The organism is Streptomyces sp. WAC05374, assembly GCF_004353505.1.
Lineage (GTDB): Bacteria > Actinomycetota > Actinomycetes > Streptomycetales > Streptomycetaceae > Streptomyces.
In genome coordinates, this window is the sequence record NZ_SMNQ01000002.1 from 126030 (window position 1) to 141779 (window position 15750).

Annotated in this window: 13 protein-coding genes; 3 read left to right on the top strand and 10 right to left on the bottom strand. The window is 71.4% G+C overall.

All coding sequences use genetic code 11. From position 1 onward, the window contains the following. Window positions 1–2 precede the first annotated feature (2 nt). Genes zwf through pgl form a run of 3 tightly spaced genes read left to right on the top strand, consistent with a single transcriptional unit; the run spans window position 3 to window position 3414 of the window. Window positions 3–1535 carry a glucose-6-phosphate dehydrogenase gene (zwf, locus tag E2B92_RS05600; protein WP_126883581.1) on the top strand — a complete coding sequence of 511 codons (1533 nt, stop codon included), beginning with the start codon at window positions 3–5 and terminating at the stop codon, window positions 1533–1535. Then, entirely contained in the window at window positions 1532–2611 is a 1080-nt protein-coding gene (gene opcA, locus E2B92_RS05605) for a glucose-6-phosphate dehydrogenase assembly protein OpcA (RefSeq protein WP_126883580.1), read from the top strand. Before zwf ends, opcA begins: the two co-directional genes overlap by 4 nt. Next, a complete protein-coding gene (gene pgl, locus E2B92_RS05610) occupies window positions 2608–3414 on the top strand; it encodes a 6-phosphogluconolactonase (RefSeq protein WP_126883579.1) in 807 nt (268 codons plus the stop codon). Before opcA ends, pgl begins: the two co-directional genes overlap by 4 nt. A gap of 86 nt (window positions 3415–3500) precedes the next feature. On the opposite strand, the gene E2B92_RS05615 is transcribed toward pgl, so the two are convergent. The 10 genes from E2B92_RS05615 to E2B92_RS05660 form a co-directional block, all read right to left on the bottom strand. Beyond that, the gene (locus E2B92_RS05615) at window positions 3501–4349 is read right to left on the bottom strand and encodes a poly-gamma-glutamate hydrolase family protein (protein WP_126883578.1); all 849 of its coding nucleotides are present in this window, start codon (window positions 4347–4349) and stop codon (window positions 3501–3503) included. 58 nt (window positions 4350–4407) lie between these two features. Next, a complete protein-coding gene (locus tag E2B92_RS05620) occupies window positions 4408–6057 on the bottom strand; it encodes a PH domain-containing protein (protein ID WP_126883577.1) in 1650 nt (549 codons plus the stop codon). Continuing rightward, window positions 6054–6554: a PH domain-containing protein gene (locus tag E2B92_RS05625; protein WP_126883576.1), complete on the bottom strand. Its 501-nt coding sequence runs from the start codon at window positions 6552–6554 to the stop codon at window positions 6054–6056. Before E2B92_RS05625 ends, E2B92_RS05620 begins: the two co-directional genes overlap by 4 nt. 4 nt (window positions 6555–6558) lie before the next feature. Next, window positions 6559–8211 (bottom strand): glucose-6-phosphate isomerase, encoded by a 1653-nt coding sequence (pgi, locus tag E2B92_RS05630; RefSeq protein WP_126883621.1) that lies wholly within the window; start codon window positions 8209–8211, stop codon window positions 6559–6561. A gap of 190 nt (window positions 8212–8401) precedes the next feature. After that, on the bottom strand, window positions 8402–8737 hold the full coding sequence (locus E2B92_RS05635; protein ID WP_003976875.1) for an RNA polymerase-binding protein RbpA: 336 nt from the start codon (window positions 8735–8737) through the stop codon (window positions 8402–8404). Window positions 8738–8847: 110 nt separating this feature from the next. After that, window positions 8848–9078 carry a preprotein translocase subunit SecG gene (secG, locus tag E2B92_RS05640; protein WP_126883620.1) on the bottom strand — a complete coding sequence of 77 codons (231 nt, stop codon included), beginning with the start codon at window positions 9076–9078 and terminating at the stop codon, window positions 8848–8850. Between the two features lie 159 nt (window positions 9079–9237). Further along, window positions 9238–10014, bottom strand: coding sequence for a triose-phosphate isomerase (gene tpiA / locus E2B92_RS05645; protein WP_126883575.1), 777 nt, complete (start codon window positions 10012–10014; stop codon window positions 9238–9240). Window positions 10015–10020: 6 nt separating this feature from the next. Then, complete coding sequence (locus E2B92_RS05650) at window positions 10021–11232, bottom strand: phosphoglycerate kinase (RefSeq protein ID WP_126883574.1); 1212 nt, start codon at window positions 11230–11232, stop codon at window positions 10021–10023. A gap of 125 nt (window positions 11233–11357) precedes the next feature. Continuing rightward, entirely contained in the window at window positions 11358–12362 is a 1005-nt protein-coding gene (gap, locus tag E2B92_RS05655) for a type I glyceraldehyde-3-phosphate dehydrogenase (RefSeq protein WP_126883573.1), read from the bottom strand. A gap of 231 nt (window positions 12363–12593) precedes the next feature. Continuing rightward, on the bottom strand, window positions 12594–15557 hold the full coding sequence (locus E2B92_RS05660; RefSeq protein WP_126883572.1) for a M14 family metallopeptidase: 2964 nt from the start codon (window positions 15555–15557) through the stop codon (window positions 12594–12596). Between the last annotated feature and the right edge of the window lie 193 nt (window positions 15558–15750).

Below are 15750 nucleotides of genomic sequence, written 5' to 3' on the forward strand. Positions count from 1 at the left end.
CCTTGAACGCAGTTCATGGAGCGAATCCGCTCCGTGACGCCGCAGACCGACGGCTCCCGCGCATCGCGGGGCCGTCGGGTCTGGTGATCTTCGGCGTCACGGGCGATTTGTCCCGGAAAAAGCTGATGCCTGCCGTATACGACCTCGCCAACCGGGGTCTGCTCCCGCCGGGCTTCTCGCTGATCGGGTTCGCCCGCCGCGAGTGGGCGGACGAGGACTTCGCGGACGAGGTGTACCAGGCCGTCAAGCAGCACGCCCGTACGCCGTTCCGGGAGGAGGTGTGGCAGCAGCTCAGCCAGGGCATGCGGTTCGTCCAGGGCAACTTCGACGACAACGAGGCGTTCGAGACCCTGAAGAAGACGATGGAGGAGCTCGACCAGGCGCAGGGCACCGGCGGCAACTTCGCGTTCTACCTCTCCGTACCGCCCAAGTTCTTCCCCGTCGTCGTCCAGCAGCTCAAGAAGCACGGCCTGGCCGACGAGAAGGGCGACTCCTGGCGGCGCGCGGTCATCGAGAAGCCGTTCGGGCACGACCTGGCCTCCGCCAAGGAGCTCAACGAGATCGTCCACGAGGTCTTCTCCCCCGACCAGGTCTTCCGCATCGACCACTACCTGGGCAAGGAGACCGTCCAGAACATCCTGGCGCTGCGGTTCGCCAACACGCTCTTCGAGCCGATCTGGAACCGGTCGTACGTCGACCACGTGCAGATCACGATGGCCGAGGACATCGGCATCGGCGGCCGCGCCGGGTACTACGACGGCATCGGCGCCGCCCGTGACGTCATCCAGAACCACCTCCTCCAGTTGCTCGCGCTGACCGCCATGGAGGAGCCGGCCTCCTTCGACGCGGACGCGCTCGCCGCCGAGAAGACCAAGGTCCTCGGCGCGGTGCGGCTGCCCAAGGACCTCGGCAAGTCGACGGTGCGCGCCCAGTACGCCGCCGGGTGGCAGGGCGGCGCCAAGGCCGTCGGCTACCTGGAGGAGGAGGGCATCGACCCGCAGTCGAAGACCGACACCTACGCGGCCATCAAGCTGGAGATCGACAACCGCCGCTGGGCGGGTGTCCCCTTCTATCTGCGCACCGGCAAGCGGCTCGGCCGCCGGGTCACCGAGATCGCGGTCGTCTTCCAGCGCGCCCCGCACTCCCCGTTCGACCACACGGCGACGGAGGAGCTGGGACAGAACGCCCTGGTCATCCGCGTCCAGCCGGACGAGGGCGTGACCATGCGGTTCGGCTCGAAGGTGCCGGGGACCTCGATGGAGGTCCGGGACGTGTCGATGGACTTCGCGTACGGCGAGTCCTTCACGGAGTCCAGCCCCGAGGCGTACGAGCGGCTCATCCTCGACGTCCTGCTCGGTGACGCCAACCTCTTCCCGCGCACGGAGGAGGTCGAGCTGTCCTGGCAGATCCTGGACCCGATCGAGCAGTACTGGGACCGGCACGGCAAGCCCGCGCAGTACCAGTCCGGGACCTGGGGTCCGGTCGAGGCGGACGAAATGCTCGCACGAGACGGACGGAGCTGGCGCCGGCCATGAAGATCGACCTTACGGACACCACATCCAGCAAGATCAACAAGGCGCTGGTGCAGGGGCGGCGGGCGATCGGCACCCCGGCCGTCGGCATGGTGCTCACCCTGGTCATCGTCACGGACGAGGAGAACGCGTACGACGCGCTCAAGGCCGCCAACGAGGCGTCCCGCGAGCACCCGTCGCGCACCCTGGTCGTCATCAAGCGCGTCTCGCGCTCGCCGCGCGACCGGGCCAAGGCGCGCCTGGACGCCGAGGTGCGGGTGGGCGCCGACGCGGGCACCGGCGAGACGGTGGTACTGCGGCTGTACGGCGAGGTCATCGACCACGCCCAGTCCGTGGTGCTGCCGCTGCTGCTGCCGGACGCCCCGGTGGTCGTCTGGTGGCCGGTGGGCGCGCCCACCGACCCGGCGAAGGACCCGCTGGGCTCCCTCGGGCAGCGGCGCGTCACCGACACGTACGCCTCCGAGCACCCGGTGCGCGAGCTCGCGGCGCGCGCCGCCGCCTACACGCCGGGTGACACGGACCTGTCCTGGACCCGGATCACCCCGTGGCGTTCGATGCTGGCGGCGGCCCTGGACCAGGTCACCTGCGAGGTCACCTCGGCCGAGGTGGAGGGCGAGGGGTTCAACCCGAGCGTCGAGCTGCTGGCCATGTGGCTGGCGGACCGGCTGAAGATCCGGGTGAAGCGTTCGGCGTCGGCCGGGCCCGGTCTGACCGCCGTACGGATGGAGACCACCTGCGGCCCCATCGTGCTGCACCGGCCGGACGCCTCGCTGGCCACGCTGTGCATCGAGGGGCAGCCGGACCGCGCGGTGGCGCTCAAGCGCCGCGAGACGTCCGAGCTGATCGCCGAGGAACTGCGGCGCCTGGACCCGGACGACACCTACGCGTCGGTGCTGCGGTACGGCGTGGAGCGGCTGGACCAGGCGGACCGGCCGGAGGAGCCCGGGGACCCGGATGGGTCGTCCGCGCCCGAGGGGTCCGCCGACGATGCGTCGGCCCCGTCGGAGGAGTCGTCGGCGAAGCCCGCCGCGAAGAAGGCCGCGGCCAAGTCGCCGGCCAAGAAGGCGGCGGCCAAGTGAGCGCTCCGCAGCTCGTCGTGCACCGCGACAAGGAGCTGATGGCCCAGGCAGCCGCGGCCCGGCTGATCACGAGGATCGTGGACGCCCAGGCCGCCCGCGGCACCGCCTCGGTCGTCCTGACGGGTGGCCGCAACGGCAACGGCCTGCTGGCCGCGCTGCGTTCGTCCCCCGCCCGGGACGCGGTCGACTGGTCGCGCCTGGACCTGTGGTGGGGTGACGAGCGGTTCCTCCCGGAGGGCGACCCCGACCGGAACGACACCCAGGCCCGCCAGGCGCTGCTCGACAGCGTCCCGCTGGACCCGGCGCGGGTGCACACCATGCCGGTGGCGGGCGGCGCGCACGGCATGGACGCGGACGCCGCGGCCGCCGCGTACGCGGCCGAACTGGCCGCCGCGGCCGGGCCGGAGCCCTGTCGATCAGCGGCTGCCGCCGCGGGCGCCCCGGTGCCGGAGTTCGACGTCCTGATGCTGGGCGTCGGGCCCGACACCCATGTGGCCTCCCTCTTCCCGGAGCTTCCGGCGGTACGGGAGACCGAGCTGACGGTGGTGGGCGTCCACGGCGCGCCCAAGCCGCCGCCGACCCGCATATCGCTGACGCTCCCGGCCATCCGGGCGGCGCGTGAGGTGTGGCTGCTGGCGGCGGGCGAGGACAAGGCGCAGGCGGCGGCGATCGCGCTGTCGGGCGCCGGCGAGGTCCAGGCCCCGGCCGCCGGCGCGTACGGCAGGTCGCGGACGCTGTGGCTGCTGGACCGGGCGGCGGCCGCGCGGCTCCCGGGCGCCCTGTACTCGCCGGCGACTCCGTGACGGTACGTCCCTGACGGTGGTTCGCCCGTGGGCGACGAGGCCCGGCTCACCCTTCGTGGCGGGCCGGGCCTCGGTCGTCGGCGGGGTCAGAGGACGACCTGGTCGGCGTCCTTCTCGAGGGTGGCGATCGCGGCACGGCACGCCCCGACGAACCGGTCGAAGACCTCCGTCGTGCTGCCGGCCCGCCCCGCGCGGGTGTTGACGGTGAACATCGCGGCCCGCAGCTCGGTGGTCAGCTCCAACTGGCCGCCCTTGGCGAGCATGGTGCGGTTGCAGGGGTTGTCCGGGTTGATGCCGGCCAGGTCGCGGACCTCGGGGTCGTTGCCGTCCCGCCAGGCGATCCCGGCCTTGCCGAACTCCGCCTTCAGGAGCGTCTTGAACCGCTCGTTGAGCCCGCCGACGACCACCGCCCGCGGGTCGGCGGTCCCCGCCTGGGCCGCCGTGCAGCCGTGCAGGCTCAGGACGTTGAGGCTGCCGCGCGCCATGGAGAGGGCGACGTGGTCGTCGTTGTTCTTCGCCGTGACGTGCAGCTCACGGTTGTTGGAGGAGCGCAGGCCCTCGAACATCCAGTAGTCGTGCACCCCGAGGCCGTCCTGGAGCGGCGCGAGGGTGGCGGGGTGGTACCCGGCGATGCCGAGGCACAGTTCGGAGGTGCCCGTCTCGATGCCGCCCCCGTGCATGGCCATGATCGTGGTGCGCTGGTACGGGCTTCTCTCGGCGAGACCGGTGTCCAGGCACTCGTGCCGCTTGTAGCGGCGGGCGAACTCGGTGCCCTCCTTGCCGGCCAGCTTGGTGTAGAGGTCGGTGTTGGAGGTGTAGAGGTCGAACTCGTCGGTCGCGTACGCCGGGGAGGCGGCCACGCCGCCCAGCAGCGGGCCGCTGACGGCGGCGGTGGCGAGTGCGGCGAGGACCGTACGACGGTTGGTGTGGGTCATACCCGTCATGATCATCGCACCGGACCCGTTCCGGGGACCGCCGGCGCTGTGCGGTGCGTCACCGGCCGTGCGGTGCGTCCCGTTCGAGGAACGGCTCCAGCAGACCGGGGACGGCCGTGGCGGCGAAGCCGAGCCCTTCGCCCGCGTCCGCGTCGTGCACGTCGTACGCGCCCGCTCCCGCCGCCGTCGTGGCGGTCAGCGTGATCAGGCCGGCGCGGCGCTGGGTGTACGACTGCCTGACCGTCCAGCCGATGACGCCGCCCCGCTGGAGGGCCACGGTGGCACGGCGGGCGGTCCCGGAGCGGGTGACCAGGTACGCGCCGCTGAGCCCGTGGCCCAGGCCGCGGTACGCGTCGAGGGCGAGGAGCACCGCGAGGGGCGGGAGCACCAGGGCGCAGGCCCCGGCGACGTACAGCAGGACATCGGTGAGCAGGGCACCGAGGACGGCGAGGACCACGACGGGAAGCAGCGCGGCCGCCACGGCCCACCGCAGCCGCCGGGTGCGGGCCGCGCGGGGATGGCTGGTGAGCCGCGCGCCGGTGGGCGGGGCCGCCTCGCGGAGCACCCGCGCGGCCACGTCGTCCGCCACGGCGCGGGGCACGGCGGGGAGCAGCGTCCTGTGGTCGGCGTGCTGGTCCTCCTCGGCCTCGGCGAGGCCGGTGGCGACCGCGTCGACCCGGGCGGCCCCGCTGAGCCGGGCGCCCAGCGGTTCGACCAGCTCCACTCCGCGCAGGCGCCGCTCCTCGATGGATATCGACCGGGTGGTGAGCAGTCCGCGCCGCACCCGGAGCGTGCCGCCCGGCTCGCGCTCCAGCCGGTAGTTCCACCACATCTCGACCCACAGGCCGAGCGCGCCGACAGCGCCCGCGAGCAGGACGACCGCGGCGACGGCCGGGACGATCCACCCGACGGGCGTGCCCCGGAACCGGTCGCCCACCCAGTCGATGACCTCGTCCTGGGCGCCGAACCACTCGCTGACCTGCATCACGCCACCCGCCGCCGCACCGCCGAGCAGCGGGGCGACGAAGGACAGCGGGGCGTACCGGAGCCAGCGGGGGTCCAGGGCCGCCAGCTCGCCGTCCCGGTGGCCGTCCCCGTCCGCCGCCGGCGGCCGCCCGAGCAGTTCGCGGCGCAGCCGCTCGCCCTCCGCCCTGCTGACCGGGTGCAGTTCCAGCGTGGACTCGCCCCCACCGGTGTGCTCGCCGGTCCCCATCCGCACCTTCACCAGGCCGAGGACGCGCAGCAGCGGACTGGCCGTCAGGTCGACACTGCGTATGCGTTCCCGGGCCAGGGAGCGGCGCTTGACCAGCAGCAGCCCGGTGTGGAGCTCGGCGCGCTCGGGGCCGATGCGGTAGCGCGTGCGGCTCCAGCGCAGGTACTCCACCGCCGCCCCGCCCACCACGAGCAGCACGCCCCCGGCGAGCAGCAGGAGCGTGCGCGTGCCGTGTCCGGCACCGAACCAGGCACCGCCGCTCAGCCCGAACAGGACCGGCACGCAGACACCGCAGGCGACCCCGGCCATGACCAGCGCGGTCAGGGGCACGGCCCGCCTGTCGAGCCGCAGCCACCCTTCGGTCCCATGCGAACCCTCCCCCGGGCCGGAAGGACCGCGCGTACCCTCCGGGCCGGCCGTGTCACGCGCCGCCCCCGCGCCGGCCGTACCGTCGTAACGTGCCGTGCCGCCGGTACCGGTGTTCGGGCCGCTCATGTCGCGTCCCCGGGCGTGGCCTGGGTGATGCGGGTGAGCCGCTCGGCGAGCCCCGCGGCCAGCTCGTGGTCGAGGCCCTCGATCCGGATGGCGCCCTTGGCGGAAGCGGTGGTCACGGTGACCGTGGCCAGCCCGAACGCCTGCTCCAGCGGCCCGCGTACGGTGTCCACGGTCTGGATGCGGGACATGGGGGCGACCCGCCACTCCTGCCAGAAGGCGCCGGTCCTGACGTAGACGGCGTCGTCCGTGACCTCCCAGCGGTGGACCCGGAACCACCAGCGGGGGAGGAACGCGGTGCAGGCGAGCCCGGCCACGGCCACGATCCCGGCGGGCAGCCACAGCCAGAACCGGGCCGGCCCGATCAGCGCGCCCAGCACGGCCGGTACCGCCACGCCCACGGCGGTCAGCAGCAGCCACTGCGTCCGCCACCAGCCGACGGCCCGCCGGTCGAGCGTGTTCTTCGGCGGCCGCAGCCGCACCGCGTCCTCCCCCGTCACCGGATCACCTGCCGCGCAGCGTCCGGTACCGGTCGGCCAGCGCCGCGGTCGAGCTGTCCAGCCGCTCGCCGCCCTCGCCGGCGGTCAGCACGGGCTCGATCCGCTTGGCCAGCACCTTGCCGAGCTCGACGCCCCACTGGTCGAAGGAGTCGATGTTCCAGATGGCGCCCTGGACGAACACCTTGTGCTCGTACAGCGCGATGAGCTGGCCCAGCACCGACGGCGTCAGCTCGTCCGCGAGGATCGTGGTGGTGGGGTGGTTGCCGCGGAAGGTCTTGTGCGGCACCAGCTCCTCCGCCACGCCCTCGGCACGGACCTCGTCGGGCGTCTTGCCGAAGGCGAGCGCCTGGGTCTGGGCGAAGAAGTTGGCCATCAGCAGGTCGTGCTGGGGCACCAGCCCCGGCGCCAGGTCGGCGACCGGCCTGGCGAAGCCGATGAAGTCGGCCGGGATGACCTTGGTGCCCTGGTGGATCAACTGGTAGTAGGCGTGCTGCCCGTTCGTACCCGGGGTGCCCCAGACGACCGGGCCGGTCTGCCAGTCCACGGGGTTGCCGTCGCGGTCGACCGACTTGCCGTTGGACTCCATGTCGAGCTGCTGGAGGTACGCCGTGAACTTCGACAGGTAGTGGCTGTACGGCAGGACGGCGTGGGACTGGGCGTCGAAGAAGGCCCCGTACCAGACGCCCAGCAGGCCGAGAAGCAGCGGCGCGTTCTCCTCGGGCGGGGCGGTGCGGAAGTGCTCGTCCACGAGGTGGAAGCCGTCGAGCATCTCCCGGAACCGGTCGGGACCGATAGCGATCATCAGGGAGAGCCCGATGGCCGAGTCGTACGAGTAGCGTCCGCCGACCCAGTCCCAGAACTCGAACATGTTGGCCGTGTCGATGCCGAAGTCCTCGACCTTGCCGGCGTTGGTCGACAGGGCCACGAAGTGCTTGGCGACGGCCTCCTGACCGGCTCCCAGCCCCGTCAGGAGCCAGTCGCGGGCGGAGGTGGCGTTGGTGATGGTCTCGATGGTGGTGAACGTCTTGGAGGCGATGATGAACAGCGTCTCGGCCGGGTCCAGGTCCCGGACCGCCTCGTGCAGATCGGCGCCGTCCACGTTGGAGACGAAACGGAACGTCAGGTCCCGCCGGGTGTAGGAGCGCAGCACCTCGTACGCCATCGCCGGGCCGAGGTCGGAGCCGCCGATACCGATGTTGACGACGTTCTTGATGGGCCTGCCGGTGTGGCCGGTCCACTCGCCGGAGCGGATCCGTTCCGAGAAGGCGGCCATCCGGTCGAGCACCGCGTGCACCGCGGGCACCACGTTCTCGCCGTCGACCTCGACCACGGCCTCACGGGGGGCGCGCAGCGCCGTGTGCAGGACCGCCCGGTCCTCCGTGGTGTTGATCTTGTCTCCGCGGAACATGGCGTCCCGCAGCTCCGCCACCCCGGTCGCGCCGGCCAGCTCGCGCAGCAGCCGCAGCGTCTCGTCGGTGACCAGGTGCTTGGAGTAGTCCAGATACAGGTCGCCGACCCGCAGCGTGTACGCGGTGCCCCGCGCCGGGTCGGCGGCGAACAGTTCGCGCAGATGCGTCTGCCCGAGCTGCTCCCGGTGCTTGCCGAGGGCCGTCCACTCGGGCATCCGGTTGAGCCTCGCGCGGCTTTCTGCATTCATCTCGGACATCAGCCCACTTCTTCTCGTACCTGCCTGCTTGCCCCGCTGCCCCTCCAACCTAATTGATCTGCGGCGCCCACGAGGCCGCCGCCCGGGCGACGCCACGAGCCGGCAAAGGGCGCCACTGACAACGCCCGGAAAAACGGAGCGGGCCCTGCCGGTGGAATCCACCGACAGGGCCCTCAAGTGTTCAGATCTCGCCGCGGAGTTTGGCCAGCGCCTCGGCGAGGATGGCCTCGCCGTCCGCGTCGCTGCGGCGCTCCCGGACGTACGCGAGGTGCGTCTTGTACGGCTCGGTGCGCGGTGGGTCCGGCGGGTTGTCCCGGTCCTGGCCGGCCGGGAACCCGCACCGCGGGCAGTCCCAGGTCTCGGGGACCTGTGCGTCACTCGCGAAGCTCGGCTGCGTCTCGTGCCCGTTCGAGCACCAGAAGGAGATGCGGAGTCGCGGCGCGGACTCGCCCCGCTCGGCCTCCCCCATCGGCCCCGCGCCGACCCGGCTTCCCCGGATCGCGTTGCCACTTGCCACGGTTGTAACTCCCTGCGTGATGGTGCTCGAAGATGCCCCAGTCTACGTAAGGCCCAACGCGCGTCCAGTGATTGGAGTTACACCCCTCCCCGGGACGCGGAACCGAGACGTCAGTTGTCCAGCTTCATCAGAAGAGCAAGTACGACAATGCACGCGAACCACAGCAGACCGACGACCACGGTGATGCGGTCCAGGTTGCGCTCGGCGACCGACGAGCCGCCGACGGACGACTGCATGCCGCCACCGAACATGTCGGAGAGGCCGCCGCCCTTCCCCTTGTGCATCAGCACCAGCAGCATCAGCAGCGCGCTGAAGACGATGAGGGCGATCGAGAACCCCATAACCACGGCTGGACCCTACTTCCTGGCAATTCTCGGATTACACGGACTGTCGGACGTCTACGGACGACGGGGGCCCAGGCTCCCACGGAAAGAGCCCCGGCCCCCGCAAGGGTACGACGATTCCGCCCTACCGCATACTCACCGGTCGCGGAACCGGACTCACTGGTCCCGGAACCGGACGATCTTGACGAACTCGTCCGCGTCCAGCGCCGCGCCGCCGACCAGGGCGCCGTCGACGTCGGGCTGCGCCATGATCGCGGCCACGTTCGAGGCCTTCACGGAGCCGCCGTACTGGATGCGGACCTTGTCGGCCAGCTCCTTGGAGTACAGCTCGGCGAGCCGGCCGCGGATCGCCCCGCAGACCTCCTGCGCGTCCTCGGGGGTGGCGACCTCGCCGGTGCCGATGGCCCACACCGGCTCGTAGGCGATCACGATCGTCTCGGCCTGCTCGGCGGGCAGGTCCTTGAGGCCACCGTCGAGCTGCGCGAGCGTGTAGGAGACCTGGTCACCGGCCTTGCGGATGTCCAGGCCCTCGCCGACGCAGAGGATCGGCACCAGGCCGTTGCGGAAGGCGGCCTTGACCTTGGCGTTGCACAGCTCGTCGCTCTCGCCGTGGTACTGGCGGCGTTCGGAGTGCCCGACGGCGACGTAGGTGCACTTCAGCTTGGACAGCATCACGCCGGAGATCTCACCGGTGTACGCGCCGGAGTCGTGCGCCGAGATGTCCTGGGCGCCGTACTTGATCTTCAGCTTGTCGCCGTCGACCAGGGTCTGCACGGACCGCAGGTCGGTGAAGGGCGCGAGGACCGCGACCTCGACGGCCTCGTAGTCCTTGTCGTTCAGGGCGAAGGCGAGCTTCTGGACGTGGGCGATGGCCTCGAGGTGGTTGAGGTTCATCTTCCAGTTGCCCGCCATCAGCGGGGTACGGGCGGTCATTGAGGGTCAGTCCTCCAGTGCGGCGAGGCCGGGAAGCGTCTTGCCTTCGAGGTACTCGAGGCTCGCGCCGCCGCCGGTCGAGATGTGGCCGAATGCGTTCTCGTCGAATCCCAGGGTCCGGACGGCGGCGGCGGAGTCGCCACCGCCGACGACCGTGAAGGCCGGGGAGTCGACGAGCGCCTGGGCGACGGCCTTGGTGCCCTCGGCGTAGTCGGGGTGCTCGAAGACGCCCATGGGGCCGTTCCAGAAGACGGTGGCCGCGTCGGCGAGCTTCGATGCGTACAGCTTGCGGGTCTCGGGACCGATGTCCAGACCCTCCTGGTCGGCCGGGATGGCACTCGAGGCGACCAGCGTCGGGTGGGCCGGAGCCTTGGTCTTCAGGTCCGGGAATTCGGCCGAGACCAGGACGTCGACGGGGAGGACGAACTCCACGCCCTTCTTCTCGGCCCGGGCCAGGTACTCCAGGCAGGCCGGGACCTGGTCCTCCTGGAGCAGCGAGATGCCGACCTCGTGGCCCTTGGCCTTGAGGAAGGTGTACGCCATGCCGCCGCCGATGAGGATGCGGTCGGCCTTCTCCAGCAGGTGGTCGATGACGCCCAGCTTGTCGGAGACCTTGGCGCCGCCGAGCACGACCACGTAGGGGCGCTTGACGTCGTCGGTGAGCTTCTTCAGGACGCCGACCTCGGTGACGATCAGGTAGCCGGCGTACTGGGGCATCAGGCGCGGCAGCTCGAACACCGAGGCGTGCTGGCGGTGCACGGCGCCGAAGCCGTCGCCGACGTACACGTCCGCGAAGGCGGCGAGGCGGGCGGCCAGTTCCGCGCGCTCGGCGGGGTCCTTGGAGGTCTCGCCGGGGTGGAAGCGGAGGTTCTCCAGGACGGCGACTTCGCCGTTGCCCAGGGCCGCGACGGCCGCGTGGGCCTCGGAGCCGATGGTGTCGCCGGCGAAGGCGACGGGCCGGCCGAGCAGCTCGCCGAGCCGGGACGCGGCGAACCGCAGCGTGAACGCGGGGTCCGGCTCGCCCTTGGGGCGGCCGAGGTGCGAGGCCACGACCACCTTGGCGCCGGCCTCGGTCAGCGCCTTGACGGTCGGCAGCACGGCGCGGATGCGGCCGTCGTCGGTGATGGTGGTGCCGTCCTGCGGCACGTTGAGGTCGGCGCGGACGAATACGCGCTTGCCTTCGACCCCTTGACGGAGGAGTTCGTCGATCGTCTTCATCTGTCCCTGTTGCTCCTTGGAAGAACCGACGCAAGCGACAGGGCTCGTACAGCGCGGCGTTGCGCTGCCCGAGCCCTGCTGCTCACATCGAGGTGCCTGCCCTTGTGCCCTCGCCGACCAGTTTCCTAGAGCTGGCCGCCGACGTACACGGTGAGGTCCACGAGGCGGTTGGAGTAGCCCCACTCATTGTCGTACCAGCCGACGACCTTGACCTGCTTGCCCTGGACCATGGTGAGCTTCGAGTCGAAGGTGCACGAGGCCGGCCAGTTGACGATGTCCGAGGAGACGATCGGGTCCTCGGTGTACTCCAGGACGCCCTTGAGCTGCCCCTCGGCGGCCTTCTGGAACGCGGTGTTGATCTCGTCCTTGGTGACCTCGCGGTCCAGCTCCAGGACGAGGTCGGTGACCGAGCCGGTCGGGACCGGGACGCGCATGGCGATGCCGTCCAGCTTGCCCTTGAGCTGCGGGAGGACCAGCGCGGTGGCCTTGGCGGCGCCCGTGGACGTCGGAATGATGTTCTCCGCGGCGGCGCGGGCGCGGCGGAGGTCCTTGTGCGGGAAGTCCAGGATGCGCTGGTCGTTGGTGTACGCGTGGACGGTGGTCATCATGCCCTTGACGATGCCGAAGTTCTCGTCGAGGACCTTGGCCATCGGCGCCACGCAGTTGGTGGTGCAGGAGGCGTTGGAGATGACGTGGTGGTTGGCCGCGTCGTACTTGTCCTGGTTGACGCCCATGACGATGGTGATGTCCTCGTCGGTGGCCGGAGCCGAGATGAGGACCTTCTTCGCGCCACCGGCGATGTGCTTCTCGGCGTCGGCCTTCTTGGTGAAGATGCCGGTCGACTCGATGACGATGTCGACGCCCAGCTCGCCCCACGGGATGTCGGCCGGGTTGCGCTCGGAGAGCACCTTGATGGTGTGGCCGTCGACCGTGATGGTGTCGGCGGTGTGGCTGACCTCGGCCTTGAGACGGCCCAGGATCGTGTCGTACTTCAGGAGGTGCGCCGTGGTCGCGGTGTCACCCAGGTCGTTGACAGCCACGATCTCGATGTCTGCACCCTGCTCCAGCAGCGCGCGGAAGTAGTTACGACCGATGCGGCCAAAGCCGTTGATGCCTACGCGGATCGTCACGAACCGATCTCCTCGTTAGGTACGCCGGGTTTCGACGCCGGCGAGATGTATTGGGATGTCCCCGACCGCTTACGACCCTACCTCCCTCCCGGCGGCGGAGTGACATCTAGCGCACCCGGACGAGCCCGGTGAACCGCAACCCCTGTCCTACTGGACAGTACGGTTCACCGGGGCGTTCGTCCGGCTACCGAGCGTCAGCCCGGAGCGCTCTTCGGTGCACGGGCGCGCTCGTCAGCGCCGTAGTGCCGCGAGCGCCGTGCCGAGCAGCCGCTTGCGCTGCGCGGTGTCGGGTACGTGCTCCAGACCGAAGCCGAGGAGCACGGTGTCACGGGTGGTGACGGCGGCCCGGGAGTGGTAGAGCGCGGGCGCCCGGGTCCAGTCGGTGGCGTTGGCCCGGCTGCCGGCCGGCGGGCCGGGGACGGTCCAGGCGCCGAACGAGGTCTCGAACCCCTCGCTGTCCCGGGTCGCGCCGCCGGTGACGAGCCGGGTGTCGTCGACGAAGACGCCCGTCTCCCCGACCCCGGAGTCGGAGATGTAGGAGACGGACAGCTCCACCCGCTTGCCCGCGTAGGCGCTCAGGTCGACGGCGACCAACTGCCAGCCGCCCGAGGTGCCGGTGAAGGCGTGCCAGGCGCCGGTGGTGCCGGTCGGCGTGCAGGTGTCCCCGCCGTCGGTGAGGTAGTGCGCCAGGAAGGGGTGCGCACCGAGGTGGAAGCCCTCGGCGCAGTCGGCCGGGACCTCGCTGGAGGAGCGGCCGTGGGCGTCGGGCAGGGTCGTCCAGTCGTCCTGGCCCACCGTGTGCGCCTCGACCACCACGTTGTCGTAGCCGGGCTCGACGTCGTGGCTGAGCCGGAACTGGAGGGTGGGCTTCGCCGAGGCGGCCGTGCCGGTCAGGTCGACGGTCCGGGTGAGCCGCATCCAGGCGTTGTCGGCGTGCCGGGCCGCGGCGAAGGTCTCGCCCTCGTACGGCTCGAAGGGCGTGCGCACGTCCGGGTAGTCGCCCGCGGCCGCGCTGCGGAACTGCGGGAACCGCCGCGGGTCGAGGGTGTCGGAGGTGACGGTGTAGGCGCCGGCGCTGTCGAGCGGGTTGCCGGGCGCGTCGGTGAGGGAGGTGCCCGTACCGGCGAGGCGGCCCGTCCCCTCGAACGTGCCGGGGGCCGCCATGCCGGTGCGGCGGTGGGCGCCGAGGTAGTACTGGGCGAAGTCGTCGGAGTCGGCGCGGCCGATGTCGACGAGCCCGCCGGAGTGCTCACCGGCGTTGATCAGCTTGCCGCCCTCGTTGAGGTACTCGCGCACGGCGAGCGTGGTGGGCCCGGAGGGGCGCTCGGCACCCGTGTGCCACACGACCGCGCCGAAGTGGCCGAGCACCCCCAGCGGGTGCGGCGCGCCCTGGGTGGCGACGTCCCAGACGGCGGCCCCGCGGCCGGTGTCCTTCAGCGCCTTGGTGTACGCGGCGGTGTGCCGGGCCGGAGCGGTGCCGCCCTCCTCGGAGAGCACCAGGACGTCACCGCGCGGCCGCTCGGCGATGGTGTAGGTGAACGGTGTGGAGGACACGGCCCTGCCGTCGCGGGTCCGGCCGGTGAACCAGACCTCCACGGTGTCGCCGGGCTCGCCGTCCTGGACCTCGGCGCGGTACTCGTCGTAGTAGAGGTTGTCCTCGCCGCCGTAGGTCTCGCCGCCCTCCCACGCCTCGAGGCGCTGGTCGTGGGTGCGGCCGCCGTTGACCCGGTACTTGAGCTCCTTGTCGCGCAGCGACTTGCGGGCGGTGACGGCGACTTCCTGGTCGTCGCCGTCGTACGCGTACGACGTGGTGAACGCGTCCGGTACGAAGGCGGGGGCGTCGGCGCCGACCGGGGAGACGGGGTCGTCGGGGCGGGCGGAGGACTCGGCGACGGCGAGGGCGAACGGGACGTTCTTGGCGAACTCCTGCTGGATCAGCTTCTCGTCGTCGGGGAAGGTGAAGACGGAGGCACAGTCGGACGGCTCCCAGGCGTCGTTCGGGTCGACGCGGGAAGCGGTGGCACAGGTCGACATCTCCGGGGTGAACATCTGCATCCCGTTGACGTTGGCCGCGTGGCCGTCGGCCTCCCCGTTGGTGGTGTAGAGCTCGGAGGAGACCTGCGGGCGGTAGCCGGGGATCGCGGGCTTGGCGGGCGTGCCGGCCAGCGCCTTGAGCGGGACGTCGTCGGGGGTGTCGGTGGCGACCTGCCAGCCGACGCCGTAGAGGATGAGCTGGGCGGCGGAGTGGTAGTTGATGCCGTACTGGAAACCGATCCGCTTCTGGAACGCGTCCAGGGCCTTCGTCTCGGGTTCGGACATCGGGCCGGTGCCGCGGTAGGTCTCGTCGGCGGGGTCGGGCGACGAGCCCTCGTCGTCGTAGCCCCACTTGTAGGAGAAGTTGCGGTTGAGGTCGACGCCGTCGCCGGGGGCGATCCTGCCGTCGCCGTTGTTGTCGCGGAGGTTCTTGCGCCACTGGCGGTGGGCGGGGTCGGCGTGGGTGTGGTCGTAGCCGTCGGGGTTGGCGGAGAGCACGAACCACAGCTCGGTGGTGTCGACGATCTTCGTGATGCGCGGGTCCTTGCCGTATCCGGCCAGGTAGTGGTGGAGCAGCCGCCGGTTCATCTCGGGCGTGATCCACTCGCGGGCGTGCTGGTTGGAGAGGTACAGGGTGGCGGGCCTGGAGCCGTCCTTGAACCTTTTGGCGCCCTTGGAGACCTTGAGGGCGAGGATGTCCTGGCCCCTGACCGTCTTGCCGATGCTGACGACCTTGGTGAGGGCCGGGTGGGCCCGGGCGGCCGCCAGGATCTCCTCCTTGAGCCCGCCCTTGCCGCCGTACGGGCGGAACACGCCGTCGCCGGCGGCCGCGACGCGCTTCTCGGCGGTGGCGGTCAGCTCGTGCTCGGTGACGCCGACGCCCTTGTCCCGCAGCGCCCGTGCCTGCCGGTCGGTGAGGTACAGCTCGACGGTGGCGGTGCCCTTCTCGGGAACGCGTTCGCTCAGCTCATGGCCGTCGGCACCGGCTTCGAGGAGGAGCGGGACCTGCTCCTTGCCGACCTTCGCGTGCCACACGGAGAGGCTGTCGCCGCCCCCGTTGTCCCGCCCGTCCTTCTGCTCCGCCCCGGCGACGGGTGCCGCCGCCAGTCCGGCCATCAGCAGTGAAGCCGCTGCGAGGATCGATCTCGCCCTGCGTCTCATGTGCCCCCCTTGCTGTTGTCTGCCACGGAAGTGGACAGGCGCCAGGCTTGTGACACCTCATGATCATGTCAATACCGCCTCGGCGGCCATGGCCGGTGTGCTGTGGGGGCGGGGTGGTGCGGGGACGTGAGGCGGGGTGCCGGTGGGCGCGGGTGCCGGTCGGCGCGGGGGGCGGCGGGCGCCGGGGGCGGCG